This window comes from Polynucleobacter sp. AP-Kaivos-20-H2 (genome assembly GCF_018882215.1).
Lineage (GTDB): Bacteria > Pseudomonadota > Gammaproteobacteria > Burkholderiales > Burkholderiaceae > Polynucleobacter.
Genome location: NZ_JACVOX010000001.1, coordinates 504,311 through 522,710, shown reverse-complemented (window position 1 = coordinate 522,710; position 18,400 = coordinate 504,311). Strand labels below are relative to the sequence as shown.

Genomic DNA, 18,400 nt, shown 5'->3' with positions numbered 1-18,400 from the left:
GGCTTCTGCTAAAAAGCTAGCCAAATAAACAGCTGTGGGCCAAGCTATTTTTTGATAGCCAGCTCTTTCATTTTATCTCTTATCCCCTTTAATTCAAACTCGGTGCTATCTACCCGAGTGCTAACACTAACCACTTTTTCACGGGTGGACTCAAAGGCATCAATTGCATTGCGAGCTTCAGCTTGATTTTCTTCGATTATTCTAAATAAAGTCTTAATCGTTTTTTCTTGCTTATCAATGGCATCGCTTAGCTTAACCACAAAAGCGGCAATCCCGATCACCATGATGATTAAGATAACGAAAAGCAGGGGGCCAATTAGGTCGAGGATGGACATAAATACTATTATAAGGTCAGTGTTTGAATGGTATTACAGCTTATTATTTTTAAGATTAGTTCTTGGTGAATTTATTGGCTCTTTGTTTCATTAGGCGGCATTTGTGACGGGGCTGCCCGTTGGACAGCCTTAGTGGGGGCTATATCGGATCCGGGCTGCTGTCCGGAATCATTGAGCAGCAAGATAGAGACCCTTCTATTTTTTGCTTTCCCTGCAACGGTGTCGTTTGATTCTATTGGTCTTGAGGAGCCAAAACCTGTTGCGCTCAAACGCGCTTCGCTAATTCCTTTTTGGCTCAAGATATTAAGAACAGTGGTTGCCCTAATGGCCGAGAGTTCCCAATTAGAGCCAAAGGCTTTGGTGTTGATCGGCTGGTTATCCGTATGACCTTCAATATCAATCGCTTGATCCACTTTTGCCAGAATGGGGGCAATCTGCGATAGGGTAGCGAGCGCGGCAGGGCTGGTGATATTGGCAGAGCCTGGGCTAAATAAGTAGCTATCGATGATGTCAACGCGCACCCCTTTAGAGGTTTGCATTACTCCAATTTTGCCCTCATCAATGAGCGGTTTTAGAGCATTGGTCAAATCCTTTTCAACCCGATTCATTTTCTCGCGCTTCTGAAAAGCCATTTCACGCTTAAGCCTGATAAGACCTAGTGGGTCAATTAGGATAGGACTCTGTTCAGTTTGAGTGCCTGCAATTTCACCACTCATCTTGATTTTATTTTCCAGTTTGCTCTCACCTTCGGTTGTTTGGATTGGAGCAAAAGCAGATACTAGGGAGTTGGATAAGGCGTCATATTTCTTTTCATTAATGCTTGAGCTGGCATACATCACCACAAAAAAGGCAAAGAGCAGGGTGATGAAATCGGCATAGGACACCAGCCAACGATCATGATGTTCATGATCTTCCTGGCGTTTACGTCGCCGCAGCGGAGGATTTTTAAAGGAGGTATCCAGACAAACGATCCTCTATTACCTTGGTGTGCTCCCCGTAAGCAATTGATGCTAAAGACTCCACCAACATCTCGTATTTAGAAACCTCGAGTTGCAATAGGGTTTTGAGTTTATTAGCAATCGGAATAAAAACGAGATTGGCTAAGCCAACACCATAAATCGTTGAAACAAAAGCAATTGCAATACCGCTACCCAATAAGGTGGGGTCAGATAGGTTTTCCATTACATGGATGAGACCCATGACTGCAGCCAAAATTCCAATCGTTGGAGCATAACCTCCCGCAGAGTCCCAAATCTTGATGGCATTACGCTCATTGAGTTCATATTGGTAGATATCGTTAGCGCCGATTTCTTTAATGGTTTGCGGAGGTGCGCCATCGATAGCTAAGCGCAGGATCTTTTTCACAAAAGGATCGGGCGTCTCAACCATAAAGTTCTCTAACTTTAAGACACCTTCTTTTCTGACCACCATACTCCAGTGAGAGATTTCCATGGCTAAGGCAGTGCGCTGATCTACTGGTTCAACAAAAACATATTTGAGTTTGGCAATACCGCTACGAAAATTGACCGGGCGACTTTGCAATAAGACTGCCCCAAAAGTACCAAAGGTCACAATAAAGAAGGCGGAGGGCTGAAGGAGAGACCCAATTTTGCCGCCATCAATCGATTGACCAATCAAAATGCCGATTAGTGCAAGTGCAATACCGCCTAGGCTGGCCCAGTCCATAATTTCTCTTTTAAGGTTGCGCGTATCCGAGCAACTGCTTGGCTATGCATTTGGGAAACGCGGGATTCAGTAACGCTCATCACAGCGCCAATTTCTTTTAAGTTGAGCTCTTGCTCGTAATACAAGCCCATGAGTATTTTTTCTCTCTCAGGTAAATCTTCAATTGACTTTTTCAGGGCTTCTTTAAAGTCTTTCGAAAGTAGGCCATTGATGACGTCACTATTATTGTTCTGAATAAAGCGATCTAAGAAGTGATCTTCTTCTTCATTTTTATGTACATCTTCAAAATAGATGAGCTGATGTCCGCCACACTCGGTTAGTATTTTAAAGTAATCATCAATATTGACCTTTAGCTTCTTGGCCACTTCACTTTCACTGGGAGCTCTGCCCAGGCTTTGTTGCAAGCTAGCAATAGCCTTTTCCACATCACGCATTTGTTTACGAATATTGCGTGGCAACCAGTCTGCATTTCGTAGTTCATCCATGATCGCACCATGAATGCGCGAGGTGGCATAAGTTTTAAACTGGGCACCTTGATTGTCTTGGTACTTACCGGCAGCATCTAATAAGCCCATCATGCCAGCTTGAATCAAGTCATCTGCCTCAACGTTGGCTGGTAATTTAGCCTTAATTTGATAGGCCATCTTCTTCACCAAGTCAGCGTATTGCTCAACGAGATTCTCTTTTTGGTCTATTTTTCCGTCGGCCTTGTACATGATCTTTATAGAGTGGGCGTTATACCAAATTGGGGCGTAAAAATAGGGTTTCTTGTAGTGATTGGTGAAGAAATTGGGTTATTCATCGTTACTGGACTTACCCAATTATTGCTAAGTGTACTAAAGCCAATGAGCTCAAGTTGAATCTGTGAAAAATGGCGGCTGGCGTTCTTAAGATTGCGAAAGACCGTATTGGCAGTCTCTGCGTTCTGAGCGCTCACAATGATGCCAAAAACCCGGTTTTCTGGACTTTTAGCCAATAATTTGATGATTCCAAAGGCTCTCTTGATGGACTCTGAGCTTTGGGCTAACTTCAGCACGATTTCATGCTGGTTTAAGAGGGCTAAGGGCAGATCCTGGGACTGATCCAGGCTTGTATCAATAAAGTGGATATTGTGTCGATGAATGTCTTTAACCAAATCCTGCAATAGATGACCCTTTCCTTGAGCAAGTCCAGTACTCAAGGTTTTGATGGGAGAAACCTTGGCGGGCATTAAAATTCGCCTAAGGCCCTCTGCCTGATCGCGTGGATTAAGCATGTTGTAAATGCCCTTGTCCCATAGCTACAGATTTGCTGAAAAAAGCAGGCAGGTCTTCTGGCCTAACAATCGAGAGGTGTTCGTCCGAATTTTCCGGTTTGAATGCTTCTTCAATCAAAGCGATTTTATCAACCAGGGCAATGTCCTCTGGAACACGCTGACCATTAGTGAGGTAAAGCACCTTCAGTTTGTTTTGCAAAACGGCATTGATAACACCACCTAGGCCAATTGCCTCATCTGCTTTTGTAATAATGCAGCCATCTAATCCTCTGCCGGCGAAGGTTTTGCTGACATTGTTGAGGGTGTCGAGCGTACCACTGGCATTTAAGCAAATAATTTTTTTAATGTCACGCGAAGCTTCGCACAGCATGTCAAGCTGATTGCTCACCATCTTATCTTTTTGGCTTAAACCAGCCATATCAATGAGGATGAGTTTCTTCTCTTTAAGATTCTCTAAAGTTTGCTGTAATTCTTGAGCATCTTTTGCGGCAAAAACTTCTACACCTAAAATCTTGCCATAAATGCGTAATTGTTCGTGACCGCCAATACGATAGGTATCGGTAGTGACTAAGGCAATATCTTGATTACCATGCTTAAGAACAAAGCGAGAAGCAATTTTGGCGATGGTTGTGGTTTTGCCAACACCAGTAGGCCCCAGCAGGGCATAGATACCGTGTTGATTCATGATCTCTGCTTCATTTTCTAGAACTTGCATATTTTTAGCGAGTAAGTTCATTGCCCAAGGCTTTGCCTCTTTTGCAGAAAAATCCGAAGGCAACTTGCTAATCACCCGTTTGGCTAGGTCTAAATTAAAGCCAGCAGATAAAAATTGGCTCATCAAATCCCGTTTATTGGGGCTGAACTCGAGAGTGCTATTGGAGAGGGTTTCCAATTGTGCTTGAAACTGGTTACGCATCTCGCGCATTTCTTTAAGCATTCCCTGAATTTGAGGGTGGTTAATGATCTCTGCAGGTTGCTCTTGAATCTTCATTGCTTCAACAGAAGGAGCAGTTGCTTCAGGAGCAATCGCCTTAGAAGTAGATTTACCATTGAGTAAATCGACTGTCTCTTGAACTTTTTTGGCTTGTAAGGCTTTTTCTGCCTGTTGCTTAGCTGTCATTGCGCCATCGAGAAGCTTGGAGCCTGGAAGAGTGATGGACTCACTGCGTGCCAAAATTTCTGTCCAGCCGTTTATCGAGCGATTGGAAATAATGGTGGCGTCCTCACCAAGCTCTTCTTTGACTTGCAACAAAGCCTGACGAGTCGTTTTAGCTAGAAATTTTTTCATGGTCATACTGAACCTCCAATTAAGTTGGCAACACGGATAGTTTTGGAATCGGGCAATTCTTCATGAGAAAGAACGCGTAGGTTGGGCGTCACTCTTTTCAAAAATTTGGCTAAGGTGGCGCGCAAGGGTGATGCCACAAGTAATACCGGCGAGTGACCATTTCTTTCTTGCTCTTTAGCAGCTTCATTGGCTTCATTGGCAAGCGTTTTAGCAATTCCAGGCTCAATCGAGCTATTGTCGCCAGAGCCGCTGACTGCTTGCATCAGCAAGCGCTCGAGATTATTTTCCAAAGAAATCACTGACATCTCGTCGCTATCAGGGAAGAGTTGATGTGTAATCGCGCGACCTAACTTAATTCTCACTTTAGCAGTCAGCTCGGCAGGATCTTGAGTGTGGGGCGCATATTCAATGAGCGTTTCCATAATGGTTCGCATGTCGCGAATAGTGACACCTTCCGCCAAGAGATTTTGGAGAACTTTTTGCACGACAGAGACCGTGAGTAATTTTGGAATTAGGTCTTCAACTAATTTTGGTGATTCTTTGCCAAGCAAGGTGACTAATTGTTGAACCTCTTGATGACCTAATAGCTCTGAGGCATGCATGCCAATAATATGATTAAGATGCGTTGCAATCACGGTACTCGCATCTACTACGGTGTACCCCATGCTTTGAGCTTGCTCGCGCCAATCATTCTCAATCCAGGTGGCTTCTAAACCAAAGGCTGGATCGGTGGTATCTGGTCCAGGTAATTGACCGATGGCGTTGCCCGGGTTAATGGCTAAGTATTGACCGTAATGGGATTCTCCCTTGGCAATTTCAACCCCTTTTAATTTAATACTGTATTCAGAAGGTTTGAGCTCTAAATTATCAGAAATATGAATTGATGGCGTCAAGAAGCCGATATCTTGGGCAAATTTCTTACGCAGTGCCTTTATCCGCTTAATCAGATCGCCACCATGACGCAGGTCTACCAAAGGTACCAGTCGAAATCCAATTTCTAGACTAAGGGCATCCACTGGTCTGACATCATCCCAGGTCGCATCGACAGACTCTTGTGCCTCTTCTTTCTTTGCTTGTGATTCTGACTCAAGTAATTTTTTACTTTGACTTTTTAACGAATACGCTATTCCAGCAAGGGTCATGGCGAGCAAAAGGAATGCTAAGTTTGGCATGCCCGGAATCAAGCCCATACCGCCAATAATCATGGCTGTGATATTGAGTACTTTTGGATTAGTAAAGAGTTGCTTGGTTAACTGGGTTCCAATATCTTGGTTATTGGCAACGCGTGATACTACGATACCCGCTGCAACAGAAATAATGAGCGATGGAATTTGTGCTACCAAGCCATCACCAATAGCGAGGAGGGTGTAATTTTTTACTGCATCACTAAAACTCAGATCATGCTGGAGCATACCGACAATCAGGCCACCCAGGATATTAATTACAATGACCAAAATACCTGCAATCGCATCACCACGAACGTATTTAGAGGCACCATCCATTGCACCATAGAATTCAGCTTCTTGACTAATCTCAGAACGGCGGCTACGAGCCTCATCTTGGCCAATCAAGCCAGCATTTAAATCAGCGTCAATCGCCATTTGTTTGCCAGGCATCGCATCCAATGTAAAGCGTGCACCGACTTCAGCAATACGTCCAGCACCTTTGGTAACAACCGTAAAGTTAATAATGGTCAAAATAATGAAGACCACAATACCGACCGCGTAATTGCCGCCAATGAGGAAGTGTCCAAAAGCTTCAATGACCTTGCCGGCTGCAGCAGGGCCTGTATGACCTTCAGTGAGCACTAGGCGCGTAGAGGCTACGTTCAAGCTCAGACGCAGCATAGTGGTCACTAAGAGCACCGTTGGAAAGGCTAGAAAATCTAATGGCTTGGAAGTCTGGAGTCCAATCATGAGCACCAAGATGGACAAGGCGATATTAAAAGTAAATAAAAGATCTAAGCCAATTGCTGGAATTGGCAAGATCATCATTGCTAACAACAGAACAATTATGGCTGGTCCAGCAACTGTCTTGCTATTGAGATTTTTAATAGAGTCTAAAAATTGCGTGAGGTTCATGATGCGAGCTCAAGTTGCTTAGTGTTAGATAAAGGATCTAATTCATCTGGCACAAAAATATTATGTGGTTGTGCTGGATAAGTGCCGCTTCGACCATTAAAGTTCTTCACCTGGAATACAAATGCCAGGATTTCAGCAACTGCAAGGTAGAGAGATTCTGGAATTTCTGAATCAAGCTCGGTATTGGCGTAAATAGCACGAGCCAGTTTTGGTGACTCGAGTACTAAAATCTCTTTTTCTTTGGCCAGCTCACGAATACGTAGAGCTAAGGTATCTGTTCCTTTAGCGAGTAGTACTGGTGCGCGCATATCGCCTTCTTTGTATTGGATAGCAACTGAGTAGTGGGTTGGGTTGGTGATTACTACGTCTGCTTTTTGAACATTGGACATCATGCGACGACGTGACATTTCACGCTGTTGCTGGCGCAGTTTTGCTTTAATTTCAGGGCTACCGTTACCTTCTTTTGATTCTTGCTTGAGTTCTTGGCGACTCATCTTGTGATTTTCGGCATAACGATAGAGTTGATAGGGAACGTCTACTAAAGCAATCGCAATTAAAGCGCCTGCGATAAAAATAAATGATTTGATTAAAAATAAGCCCGTCTTTGCAAGTGCTACCTCTACAGGCACTAATGAAAGGGTAATGAGCTCAGCAAAGTCAGCTGAAATGACAAAATAAGCTACTGCCCCAATTAAGATCGTTTTGGCGATCGATTTAACGAGTTCTACTAAGGAGTTTTTGGAAAAGAGGTTGCCAAGACCTTTAATTGGATCCATTCGCTCAAGATTGGGTATCAAGGCATTGGTATTAAAGTTCCACCCGCCCACCAAAATAGGGGCAGCAAGCGCAGCAATCAACAATGCAAAGCCAAGGGGAGCAAACGCCATCATTAGATCAATACTTTGATCTGACATGCGAACTAGGGAAGTATCAGTATTGAAAGCTAATTTGCTATCGAAAGTCAGGCCAGTACTCAACATCTCTTTAAGGGCGGCACCAAGGTGACTGCCTAAGCCCCAAATAGACAAACCAGCAGTGAAAAGTAAGACGCAAGTTGCCAGTTCCCTCGAACGAGGAATATCGCCTTCTGCGCGCGCTTTCTCTAAGCGCTGCCCCGAGGCCTGTTCTGACTTTTCTACATCGCTTTCTTCTGCCACCGCTATACCTTCAAAAGGATTAACTTGCTGATGTGTAATTTTCAGCGAGCGGGGCTCAAATGAATTGCTGGAAAAGGGGGGTGAACCCCCCTTAATTCAAGCTTCTAAAACCTAGTTTTTTTATAAAGATAGGGCAAAAACACCAGATTTAGAGAGAATTTTGAATCGAGAACCTTACCTCAATTGGACTTAAAACAGCTTCCAGTCAGGATCTTTTTCGCTAGGGTCCGCCGCAGGAATATCGGGCTCTGAACTCTCAGGGCTGTCTGGGGAAGTCGTGCCAGGCTGCATAGCAGTAGTTTTGGGTGCCGATACCGTTAGTTGACCAAAAGTCTGCGCAAGGGCGTTAGCATGCTGTAAAAGCATCTCCCCGCTAAGGGCAGTATCTTTCATAGTCTCTACATTTTTCTGGGCAATTTTTTCCATCTGAGATACAGCGCCATTAACTTCATAGAGGTTTAAGCTCTGATCTAAGGCGGCAGTGGTAATGTTGGCGCTCATATCAGCGACATATTGTGTTGAGCTAGCAATACGCTCAACCACCTTATGAATAGCATCGATTTTTTCAGCAGGAATTCCAGCCTGACCAACCTCAGTGGTCAGAGTATTAGCCATTTCAGAGCTTGAAACTGCCATCAGGCGAACCTGTTTCGCATTTTCAGCATTTTGTTTGGTACTTTCGCCCAAGCCTTGCATCTTTAAGTTGGAGTTTTGCAAGACTTGAGCCTGCTCTTCAGCGCCTTTGATCAAGCTCGCATGGTAAAGGGTTAACTCTTTAGCTAGCTTCTGAATTTCTACCCCTTGACCTTTTGCAAAGCTACTTAGCTCTTCCATTTTGTCTAAGAGTTGATTCATCGTTTTATTGAGTAAATTGACCTCTTCAAGATCGCTATCGACTGAAAGCCGTTTACTCAGATCATGATTTTGTAGTGCCGCAGGAATAGCTTGAGCTTGCGTTAAGGCTTTTTGGAGTGCTTGTTGCACACTACGTTGCGCAGATTCAGAGACTTGACCCTTTTGCATGGCTAAGTCAATAGTAGTGTTGAGTTCTTGAGCGAATTCATAAAAAGCACCGCGATGCTGATCTGCATCTCGGCGGCCTAAGAGTTTGCCGTCTTGCAGGGCGGCGTTCAAAATGCTGGTATCCAGTATGAATTGCTTCCACTCCCCCTGAATTGCTTTAATAGCAGCCATTGCACTACTATGATCACCTGCACTTAATGCAATGCGGTGATCCAATTGACCGCTGGCAATATAGCCTGCAGCCTTTGTTAGCTCTTCAGGGCTAGCGCCTAAACTATGTTTAAGGGTTCGAGAGATTTGAGCTGCCAGGCTCAGCATGATCAACATACCGATAGCAATAATAATCAGCTTGTCATATGGCAAATTATGCTCAAAGGAAGGGGCGGTTGATTTTGCTGGAGGCGTAACTAAAGATGCTTCATTTGGCCGATTGGTTGGCTCAGTAAGAGGGGGCACTGGGATTGATGGGGCTGCTGGATTGGCCTCTGTAACACTTTTCTTTTGTAAGGCGATCAGTCTTGCACTCGCTTGCGCCTTGATGAGGGCGTCTAGATCTGACATTACTTGCGTTTGCAAACCTTGAGTACGAGCAAGTAGCGCGCTGGCTTGCGACAAATAATTTACTTGCAAAAGATCAACAGCAGGTTTGATGGACTGGTTTACCAACTTATCAAAATCGTTTGTAAATTGGGTTGCTATAGTTTTTTCTTCAGGGCTCAGAGGCTGCGCTAGATAGGACTGCCATAAAGCATTCATCTCGGCAAGATCTTGAGTAACACGCTCCGCTAGATTACGCACTTCTTCTGAGACGGGATCAGGGGATTTTTTTTCTGCGTAAGCGGTATTTAAAAAGAGGCGATTTTGTGTAATTAACTCTTTGAGTTTATTTAAGTCAACAGGTGCAGGCGTTTCAGCTTTTGGTGATTCGGATGCAGTATTTTTTGATGTTGCAGTGCTTGATGGCTTCAAAGCCATTTTGAATTCTGGGGTCCAGCTTTGAGTATTAATTAAGAGCAAGCCCGCCATAACAAGGGCGGTTAATAACATGCCGAGCAGGCTAACCTTGACTGGCAAGTAAGGAAGTTTTGAAAGTCCAGTATTGAGTTTCATCATGATTTACATTATTACAAATAAGCGGAAGGGTAAATAACTCAATTGAAGAGGCAAAGCCTCAAGGTTTAACTTCTGGCTTAGCGGCTGGCTTCACATCAGGCTTGGTGTCTACCTTAGCGGCTGGCTTTGCCTCAGGAGCTGAAGTTGGGGCACTTTTTGAACCTGAGGCTTGTATGCCTTTTTGTACACCTTCGGCATTACCAGCCTCAATAGACATATTTCTCTCTATACGCTCTTGCGCTTTTTTATTCATCACAATAATGGAGATGCGGCGATTGATCGGGTTTAGTGGATCTGCTTTGTCATATAAAACTGCAGAGGATAAACCTATCACTTGGAGTAATTTGGTTTCATCCATACCGCCGTTCACTAATTCTCGCCTAGCAGCATTCGCTCTGTCAGCAGATAGTTCCCAGTTGCTGTAAGACTTTTCTTTATTGGGGAAGGGCAATGCATCTGTGTGACCAGACAAAGTGAGTTTATTCTCAACACCATTGAGTGACTTACCAATCGTTTTCATAATCTCCCGCGCATAAGGCTGGAGTTCATCATCGGATAAGGCAAACATGGGTCTTTTCAGGTTATCCACAATCTGAATGCGTAAACCGTCATCAGTAATATCAATGAGAATTTGTTTTTTCAAGCTTTGCAGTTGTGGGTTATCTTGAATAACAGATTCCACTTTGGTTTTCAGCTGCTTGAGGCCTTCCTCATCCAGCATCTTTTGCGGAGATTTATCGCTGTTGTCATCTGCTTTAGAAACTTCACCGTCTTTACGCGTCAGATCTTTGCCGCCGCCAACGAAAATACCGCTTGAACCAGTAGTGCTAGGTCCGGTAGATACGATTTTTTCAATCGGCATCTTGAAGTATTCAGAAATACCCTTTAAGTCCTCCTTGGAGACGGACGCTAGAAGCCACATCAAAAGGAAGAAGGCCATCATGGCGGTTACGAAGTCTGCATAAGCAATCTTCCATGCACCTCCGTGTGCCCCACCAGCCACTTTTTTAATGCGTTTTACAACAATGAGAGGCTTTTCTTCTTTAGTAGCCATGGATTAACGCGTCTTGGCGCCTTTAATATATTCTTCGAGTTCCAGAAACTCAGGGCGCTCAGTAGAATTTAATACCTTACGTCCAAACTCAACTGCAATCGTTGGCGCATAACCATTTAAGCTGGCAAGCAAAATGATCTTAGCAGTCTGTAGCATCTTAGAGGATTCATTCAGTTTTTGTTCTAGGATGGTAGCTAATGGGCCAACGAATCCATAGCAAAGCAAAATACCCAAGAAGGTTCCCACTAGCGCATGTGCAATCATGACGCCCAACTCATTGTTCGAAACTTGGCCAACTGAGGACATTGTGTGGACCACACCCATCACGGCGGCCACAATACCAAAGGCTGGCATACCGTCAGCCATTTTTGCAACTGCATGACACACCGCATGTCCTTCATTGTGATGTGTCTCAATATCCACATCCATGAGGTTTTCAATTTGAAACGGCTCCATATTGCCTGAGAGCATCATGCGTAAGTAATCGCATAAAAAGTCCATCAAATGATGGTCTTTCATAATCTTTGGGTATTTGGTGAAGATCGCACTGTTCTCAGGATTTTCAACATCTTTTTCGATGGCCATCATGCCATCTTTACGAATCTTGGTCAAAAACTCAAACATCATGGCTAGCAAATCTAAATAGAGGGCTTTGCTATAACTAGATGGAGCCAGCACAGTCGGTAGGGCTGCAACCGTTGCTTTAATGGTCTTCATGTCATTACCAACTAAAAAAGCACCAAATGCAGCGCCCCCAATCATCAATAATTCGATTGGCTGGAGGAGGGCTGCGAGATGTCCGCCGGCCATCGCAAATCCACCGAAGACTGAGAAAATAACGACTACATAACCAATGATGACAAACACAATGAGCCCCTTTTTGCCTGAATATCAGAAGAATACCTGTAATTACGACATTTAATTGCCTGAATAAAGCATGATTATGGCGCCTGTCTTCCCGTTAAGTAGGGCGATATTGGCCAATGACGTAGACAAAGCATTCGCGCTGGTCTGAGCTAAAGCCCATTTTCTGTGATTCATCAATGCCAGGGACGGGAAATTCATGGCTAATTAAGAGGCTTTCGCTATTCATCTCCAAAAGGGCCTTGTCCCAGAGTTCGGGCATTGCTGCAGGAGAAAGGTAGGCAAAAATCAGGTCATAGTCGGAAAAATTCACTTTTTCATAGTTGCCTAGACGAAAACGCACCCTAGAAGTAAAGAGCTTGGCTTGTACAGTACTTATAAGCCAGGGCAAAGGCGCTATCTCAATGCCCTCAACCTGAGATTCTGGTCGCAATTGGGCTATGCGGATTGCAAAATTACCCAGACCGCTGCCGATTTCTAAAATTCTGAGTTGCTTGCCTGGCAAAAGCTCAGAAACTGCATCCCAAACCTCGGGTTTAGAGGGGTAAAAGGGTACCTGAGTGATAAAAACTGACCAAAAAAGGGCTCCAGTGACGATAAAACCGAGTAGAAAGTAGCCAGTAGGAATTTGCAATACAAGTGCCATCAAAATAGCAAAGGGAAAAAGTAGGTGAATATAGCGCCACCAGTACGCCATTCTCAGCCGAATGCTTAAAAAATAGGCAAATACTCCTTGTGCTGTCAGGAGAACTGCCAGCTCCACAAAAGAGCCAGGCAAAAATACTTCTAAATAAAGCCCAAGCTGTATCGCAAGCCAGCACAGGAGAGCGGCTAGCACGAAAGCACAAACTTGTATGAACAGGGCAATTAGAGCAGGAGGAGCCTTATTAAATGAAAAAAGTTTTGCCATCAAGTTTTTAGCTTAATAAAAATCATTTGACTAAACACTCATCAATCGCAATTTTGAGCCGTAAAGGATACATAGGGATGAATACAAACGGGCTTTATTAATATGAGCCGCATCAAAACATTTGTGGACATTAAATTATTCAAGTGAAGCCGTGTAGGAATTTTGGACTAGGGTTATGTTGCGCTTAAATTATCTTGCATTATTGATTATGAGTCTTCTGATTTGTTCAGGATGCACCTCTGCGAGCTCGCCGTACGCAGTCAACTGTGAAAATTGCAGCTCACAGCCCTATTATTCAGTAATGATTATTCAGCCAGCGATATCCAGTGATTTTCCAGTGAGTTATCGAGTTCGACTTCCGGAAAGTGATACCAAGCTGAGTAAGATCATGCCAACTGATGCCGTCAACTCCAGAGTGGTGCCGCAATGAAATTAAAATTCAGCAAAAACTCTACAAAGTGGGGTATTGGGGCTGCATCTATTTTGTATGCTTTGAGCGCGATAAGCCTTCTAGTATCCGCTCAAGCACAGGCACAATCAGGGCAAGAAAAAACGCTCTCACCTTATCCATTTCGCTACGAGTCGATTTCGCTTGTTCCCAGTACCTCCTCTACAGGTACTCTTAATTCGGCTTCGATGTTTATAGCTGAGCAGTTAGAGCGCAATCTTTCTCCAGAAATGAGAAGTCGCGCATTAATGGTAACCGATTTTGTCGCACTAAATACTTTGAATGAGACATCTCAATTGGGGCGATTACTAGCGCAAAACCTCATGCATGAGATGCAATTAAGAAATTGGACCGTCACTGATGTTACCTTTAGAAAAAATATTCTGATTGAAGCAAGTGGTGAGTTTTCTCTGAGTAGAGATCCAAAGCAACTCAAGCCTGCAGCACAAGTCGGCAGCATAATCACTGGCACATACGTAAACACTGCTGAGGGCTTAATATTGAATGTCAGAATGATTCAGGTAAATAGTGGTGCAGTAGTTTCTACGGCACAAGTGAAATTACCTGCTGATCGGTTGATCTCACATTTATTGGATGGCCCCCCAAGACCACCAACTATGCCCGTTTTAAATCTTACTAATTAATTGTTCTGGCTCCCACTAGTAGAATATGACTTTTATTGCTATTCTGAATCGATATGTCTATTCGTGACCGCCTTAACCTTTCTTATTTGCCTATGGGTATTGTTGCCATCTGTGCAATCTTAGGCCTGTCGGCTTGCAGTACGACTCGCACGGAGTCTCAGTGCCTCACATTTGAAGACAAACTCCAAGCAACTGATTTGACTTTGCTGGTATCGGGTATGGCAACCGAACTTAATACCTCATTACCTAAATTTGATCCTAATGGTCCGGATGAATACGGTGTCTTACTTGTTGCTGATTTTGTGAACGTCAATACCCTCAAAACAGAACCCAATGTTTTGGTGATGAGTGAGATGATGCGTACTTATTTAGCGCGCATTCCTGGCAAAAAAGTGGTGCAAGTAGAGTTTGGTAAAGACATTCGGATTAGCGATACAGGTATTGTGTCTTTGACACGCAAGATTGGTCAGACAGGCAATACTAAGGTTGGTGCAAGTCAGGTGATTGTTGGAACTTACCTGAATTTACCTAATAAGCTGGTCATCAATGTCAAAGCCATTGATCCAAGCAATCAAATTATTAGCGCAGCCCTTGTGCGTGAGTTGAACTACCTATGTAGCGGCGGTAAATTAAAACTAGAAAAATAGTTTATTGTTTGATCCATTGAGCAAGCTCACTGACTAGCTCCTTGGGGTCAACTGTTTTAGATATACATCCATTCATGCCATGATCAAGGCACTGCTGAGATGTATCTGCGCAAACTTTGGCGCTAAGCCCAATAATCGGTAAAGACTTTAAATGCTCTTGTGCCCGAATTTGTTTGCAGGCTTGCAAGCCATCTAATACCGGCATCTGAATATCCATCAAGACTGCGTCGTACTGATTTGTCTTTAATAGCTCTAGAGCATCTTGACCGTTACTAGCAACATCGATACGAGCACCAAAAATTTCTAGGAATTCTTTGAGAGCTTGTTGAGCGATCACGTTATCTTCAGTTAAAAGAATCATGCGATCTTGCAAAGGCTTAGGTTGAAGATTTTGATTTATAGCTCTCTTATCTAAGCACGATTCAGCAATGGCCAGGTATTGCTTTAGGCGAATCCGAGTCTCTGTAAGCACTTCTAGAAAATCATTGTAATTTTCGGTATGGAGCTGGCCAAGTCTTAAGTCTGCCTCCAGAAATTCACTAGCAGTAAATATTGCATCGGCCCCAATGGTGCATGCAGATCCTTTGAATGCGTGAATCCGTTTTTGTGCAGACTGTAAATCATTCATTGCTACTTCATTTTGGAGGCCTACGCTGCAATCCCGACAATCTTCTACAAAAAGATTTAGTAATTTAAAAGTCAAGGCAACATCATTCATTAGGAATGCAATTTTATTGATGTTAAAGCCGGGCAAGTCTTGCAGTAGCTTATTGGATAATTTTCGGGGATCGGTTCTATCTATATTGGTTGATTTCAAATGCTCGCGAGGGGGCCGTAACTGTAAAATACAGTTGATCAATGTTTGATATAGCCTGTTTGGATCGATCGGTTTGCTAATAAAGTCATTCATTCCACAATCAAAGCACTGTTGAATTTCATTGGAAAATACGCCTGCGCTAAGCCCAATGATGGGTAATGACTTCAAATGCTCTTGTGCCCTAATTTGTTTGCAGGCTTGCAAGCCATCTAATACTGGCATCTGAATATCCATCAAGACTGCGTCGTACTGATTTGTCTTTAATAGCTCTAGAGCATCTTGGCCATTGTTCGCGACATCAATACGCGCCCCAGCACGAGCTAGAAATTGTTTAATGACAACCTGATTAATAAGATTGTCTTCAACGATGAGCACTTGAGCCGTTGCCAACACAGGGTGCTGGCTATTTGCTTGGTTCTCATTAGATATTGTGTTGTTTAAAGTCACAGTCTTGCGCTAATTTTTCTGTGAATTCATTACAAAAGGCCTGCTTTCTCCTACCAGAAATTTCCGAGTAGGGCGTTCAGAAGATAAAGCTAAGTCAATAGAGATGGCTAAGTTTTGGTTACTTTGCGGCGTATACAAAATCTAGTCTCCATTCGTGCTAATGCTAGATAGCATATAGTATTGCTGGTTATTTGAGCGGCGAAAGTATTGCGAATTTCTATGATTAAAAGCGCAGTGTTACAACCAATCAGTCTTTGCTAAAAACAAATTTTATACATATTTGTAAGTATTTGTCTTACTGAATTTGTAGTATTTATCTCATTTAGAAATAAATTGGGTCGGGCAAACTACATTCATCGCGAAACTAGTAATCGCATAAATTAAGTGAGACAAAACATGCAACTGATTGATAAATCACAAGAAAGCATTATGACAGAAATTCGTGAAGCGAATCTGAATTATTTAATGCTGGCTCAACAGATGATTCAAGCAGATAAGGATCAGGCTGTTTTCCGCCTTGGCGTGAGCAAGGATATCGCTGATTTAATTGGGGATTTAAGCAATTCTCAGCTGATTAAGTTGGCTAGTTCCAACATGATGTTGATGCGCTTTCGCTTTGACGATGCTGCTATGTTGGGTATGTTGACTAAGAATACTAAGGGTTTATCCCAATCCATCGTTCACAGCTCTATTTTGATGGCCGGCCAAAAAGCCGAAGCCATTGCCTGAGTTCTGCAATACCTATAACGAGAGCGGAATTTAGATCATGAAGGTTAAAAGCATTGTTGGTGAGACCGAGCAGCTGCAGCTAGCAATCCAGTTGATTAACTTAGGTGCCCGCCTACAGTTACTAGAGTCGCATACCTCCTTATCACGCGAGCGTTTAACAAAACTCTATAAAGAATTAAAAGGTATTTCACCCCCTAAGGGCATGCTGCCATTTTCAACCGACTGGTTTTTGACCTGGCAACCGAACATACATTCCTCTTTATTTCTGAATATCTACAACTTCTTAAAAGAAAATACTGGCGTGACAGGGATTCAAGCCCTGATTAAGTCTTATCAGCTTTATCTTGAGCAATATCACATTATTGAGCAGGCTGATGATCATCCGATCAGTGACGAGCCAGTTATTAGCCTAATTCGCGCATGGACCTTGATTCGTTTCGTAGAGCAAAAACTTCTCAAAACTGAAACCTGTTCATGCTGTAAAGGCAAATTTGTTGTTGACGTGTATGACTTACACGAGGACTACGAGTGCAATCTTTGTAATGTCCCATCAAGGGCAGGTAAGTACCAGAAGAATAAGAAATTTCTGCTTGCAGCTTAAAGACTTCTAGCTGGACCCTGATATAAATACTCCCCTAAACACTATTTCTAGGTGATTTTGGAAATAAGGCTATTAAATGCCTTTTTTCGACCCTTTAAAACAAGATTCATTAATTACTATGGCTGTATTACCTCAACCATTCATTTTTTGATTCTATGGATAATTCGATCGCTTCCTTGGCATCAAACCTTCAAGGTGCAGTCAGTGATGTTCAGGCGCGCCTTCAAACAACGCATACCCAGATTGCTGATGGCAAACGTCCCCTGACCACGCAAGAGAGTAGTGTTGTCGCTAGATTATCTGCGCAGGCTACTAGTCAATCAGCTGTGCAAACTAGCATCACTAATGCTAATAATATTATTAGCGTCACTCAAACAGGTTTAAGTTCTGCTACGTCGATTTTGACTCAAATGAAAGATATAGCAACTCAAGTTGCTAATAGCCTCTATAACAGCACTGATAAGACAAGCCTTACTAACAGTTTTACGAAATTAAATACGGCATTAACAAAAATAGCTGCTAGTACGGGCATTAACGGGAGCTTCTTGCTATCGAGTAGCAATACCCTTTCTATATTAAGTGGTTCCGATGGCGTTAATAATCAAACAACTGCGGTGAGGGGTTTCGATCTTGCAGCTTTGCAAGCAACTCTAAATCTCAATACCGTCTCTTTTGCGGATAGTACTGTTGATACGACTTCAACCTCCACCGTAACTGGTACCGATTCAGTATATGCTCAGCAAACAATAAGCCTCAATGCAATGAGTCCCGGTGATTCTTATCAAATAGGTGATCTGAAGTTTACTGCTGCTGCGAGTTTGACAGGCACTCAAGTTGCCGCCATCTTCGCTAGTAAAATGGCTTCGAATACCAATCCATCCTCTAGTTTGGGTTCATTCGGTGGCGATGTTTTTAGCGGCGATTACACGGGCACTAGCTCGGGTAATGTATTGACCTTAATTGGGACCTCTTATGGAGAGATGACTCCGGCCAGTGTCACTCAGACTATTTCAGGGGGGACTGCTGCCTCTACCGTGATGACATTGATAGATTCAATAATGGCAAAAATATCTGCCACTCAAGCCTCTATGACGGCCGCTACTACAAATCTCAATACCGCACAAGAAAATAGCACAGCATTAGCAGCTAGCTCACAGAAATTGGTGGATGGTATTCAAAATATTGATCTGACCGCTCTACAAGCAGATCTGCAAAAATTAAGCGTTCAGCAAAGTCTTGATTTTCAGGTAGTTTCGCAGCTGAATTCAGCTGCATCTTCTCTGCTGTCGATCTTTAGATAA

At 43.2% G+C, this 18,400-nt stretch carries 19 protein-coding genes; 6 read left to right on the top strand and 13 right to left on the bottom strand.

The annotated features are described in order from the left end of the window. Positions 1–44: 44 nt before the first annotated feature. From ICE89_RS02625 to ICE89_RS02570, 12 genes are all read right to left on the bottom strand, one after another. On the bottom strand, positions 45–284 hold the full coding sequence (locus ICE89_RS02625) for a hypothetical protein (RefSeq protein WP_216264734.1): 240 nt from the start codon (positions 282–284) through the stop codon (positions 45–47). Between the two features lie 122 nt (positions 285–406). Further along, on the bottom strand, positions 407–1,270 hold the full coding sequence (gene motD / locus ICE89_RS02620) for a flagellar motor protein MotD (RefSeq protein WP_216265010.1): 864 nt from the start codon (positions 1,268–1,270) through the stop codon (positions 407–409). A 10-nt stretch (positions 1,271–1,280) separates the two neighbouring features. Next, positions 1,281–2,021, bottom strand: a complete 741-nt coding sequence (locus tag ICE89_RS02615; protein ID WP_216264733.1) for a flagellar motor protein — start codon at positions 2,019–2,021, stop codon at positions 1,281–1,283. Beyond that, entirely contained in the window at positions 2,003–2,737 is a 735-nt protein-coding gene (locus ICE89_RS02610) for an RNA polymerase sigma factor FliA (RefSeq protein ID WP_216264732.1), read from the bottom strand. The genes ICE89_RS02615 and ICE89_RS02610 overlap by 19 nt, the downstream gene beginning before the upstream one ends. A gap of 5 nt (positions 2,738–2,742) precedes the next feature. Further along, positions 2,743–3,231: a hypothetical protein gene (locus ICE89_RS02605; protein WP_216264731.1), complete on the bottom strand. Its 489-nt coding sequence runs from the start codon at positions 3,229–3,231 to the stop codon at positions 2,743–2,745. A gap of 37 nt (positions 3,232–3,268) precedes the next feature. Further along, positions 3,269–4,570 carry a flagellar biosynthesis protein FlhF gene (gene flhF / locus ICE89_RS02600; RefSeq protein ID WP_216264730.1) on the bottom strand — a complete coding sequence of 434 codons (1,302 nt, stop codon included), beginning with the start codon at positions 4,568–4,570 and terminating at the stop codon, positions 3,269–3,271. Beyond that, positions 4,567–6,645 carry a flagellar biosynthesis protein FlhA gene (flhA, locus tag ICE89_RS02595; protein WP_216264729.1) on the bottom strand — a complete coding sequence of 693 codons (2,079 nt, stop codon included), beginning with the start codon at positions 6,643–6,645 and terminating at the stop codon, positions 4,567–4,569. The genes flhF and flhA overlap by 4 nt, the downstream gene beginning before the upstream one ends. Beyond that, positions 6,642–7,802 (bottom strand): flagellar biosynthesis protein FlhB, encoded by a 1,161-nt coding sequence (flhB, locus tag ICE89_RS02590; protein ID WP_216264728.1) that lies wholly within the window; start codon positions 7,800–7,802, stop codon positions 6,642–6,644. Before flhB ends, flhA begins: the two co-directional genes overlap by 4 nt. 189 nt (positions 7,803–7,991) lie before the next feature. After that, positions 7,992–9,938 (bottom strand): Tar ligand binding domain-containing protein, encoded by a 1,947-nt coding sequence (locus ICE89_RS02585; protein WP_216264727.1) that lies wholly within the window; start codon positions 9,936–9,938, stop codon positions 7,992–7,994. A 58-nt stretch (positions 9,939–9,996) separates the two neighbouring features. Beyond that, positions 9,997–10,992, bottom strand: coding sequence for a flagellar motor protein MotB (motB, locus tag ICE89_RS02580; protein ID WP_216264726.1), 996 nt, complete (start codon positions 10,990–10,992; stop codon positions 9,997–9,999). Between the two features lie 3 nt (positions 10,993–10,995). Continuing rightward, complete coding sequence (motA, locus tag ICE89_RS02575) at positions 10,996–11,859, bottom strand: flagellar motor stator protein MotA (RefSeq protein WP_216264725.1); 864 nt, start codon at positions 11,857–11,859, stop codon at positions 10,996–10,998. Positions 11,860–11,953: 94 nt separating this feature from the next. Continuing rightward, positions 11,954–12,766, bottom strand: a complete 813-nt coding sequence (locus ICE89_RS02570) for a bifunctional 2-polyprenyl-6-hydroxyphenol methylase/3-demethylubiquinol 3-O-methyltransferase UbiG (protein ID WP_216264724.1) — start codon at positions 12,764–12,766, stop codon at positions 11,954–11,956. Positions 12,767–13,067: 301 nt separating this feature from the next. Between ICE89_RS02570 and ICE89_RS11700 the strand changes: the two genes are divergently transcribed. From ICE89_RS11700 to ICE89_RS02560, 3 genes are read left to right on the top strand one after another with little or no spacing between them, the layout of a single operon-like run. Continuing rightward, positions 13,068–13,196 (top strand): hypothetical protein, encoded by a 129-nt coding sequence (locus ICE89_RS11700; protein ID WP_255558632.1) that lies wholly within the window; start codon positions 13,068–13,070, stop codon positions 13,194–13,196. After that, positions 13,193–13,858: a FlgO family outer membrane protein gene (locus tag ICE89_RS02565; RefSeq protein ID WP_216264723.1), complete on the top strand. Its 666-nt coding sequence runs from the start codon at positions 13,193–13,195 to the stop codon at positions 13,856–13,858. Before ICE89_RS11700 ends, ICE89_RS02565 begins: the two co-directional genes overlap by 4 nt. A 53-nt stretch (positions 13,859–13,911) precedes the next feature. After that, the gene (locus ICE89_RS02560) at positions 13,912–14,505 is read left to right on the top strand and encodes a FlgO family outer membrane protein (protein WP_216264722.1); all 594 of its coding nucleotides are present in this window, start codon (positions 13,912–13,914) and stop codon (positions 14,503–14,505) included. Between the two features lies 1 nt (position 14,506). Here the strand turns inward: ICE89_RS02560 and ICE89_RS02555 are convergent, their stop codons facing one another. Then, a complete protein-coding gene (locus ICE89_RS02555) occupies positions 14,507–15,769 on the bottom strand; it encodes a response regulator (RefSeq protein WP_216264721.1) in 1,263 nt (420 codons plus the stop codon). Between the two features lie 396 nt (positions 15,770–16,165). Between ICE89_RS02555 and flhD the strand changes: the two genes are divergently transcribed. The 3 genes from flhD to ICE89_RS02540 all read left to right on the top strand — a co-directional run bounded on the left by flhD (position 16,166) and on the right by ICE89_RS02540 (position 18,400). After that, the gene (flhD, locus tag ICE89_RS02550; RefSeq protein WP_216264720.1) at positions 16,166–16,498 is read left to right on the top strand and encodes a flagellar transcriptional regulator FlhD; all 333 of its coding nucleotides are present in this window, start codon (positions 16,166–16,168) and stop codon (positions 16,496–16,498) included. A 37-nt stretch (positions 16,499–16,535) separates the two neighbouring features. Continuing rightward, on the top strand, positions 16,536–17,099 hold the full coding sequence (gene flhC / locus ICE89_RS02545) for a flagellar transcriptional regulator FlhC (protein WP_216264719.1): 564 nt from the start codon (positions 16,536–16,538) through the stop codon (positions 17,097–17,099). 155 nt (positions 17,100–17,254) lie between these two features. Further along, the gene (locus ICE89_RS02540; RefSeq protein ID WP_216264718.1) at positions 17,255–18,400 is read left to right on the top strand and encodes a flagellin; all 1,146 of its coding nucleotides are present in this window, start codon (positions 17,255–17,257) and stop codon (positions 18,398–18,400) included.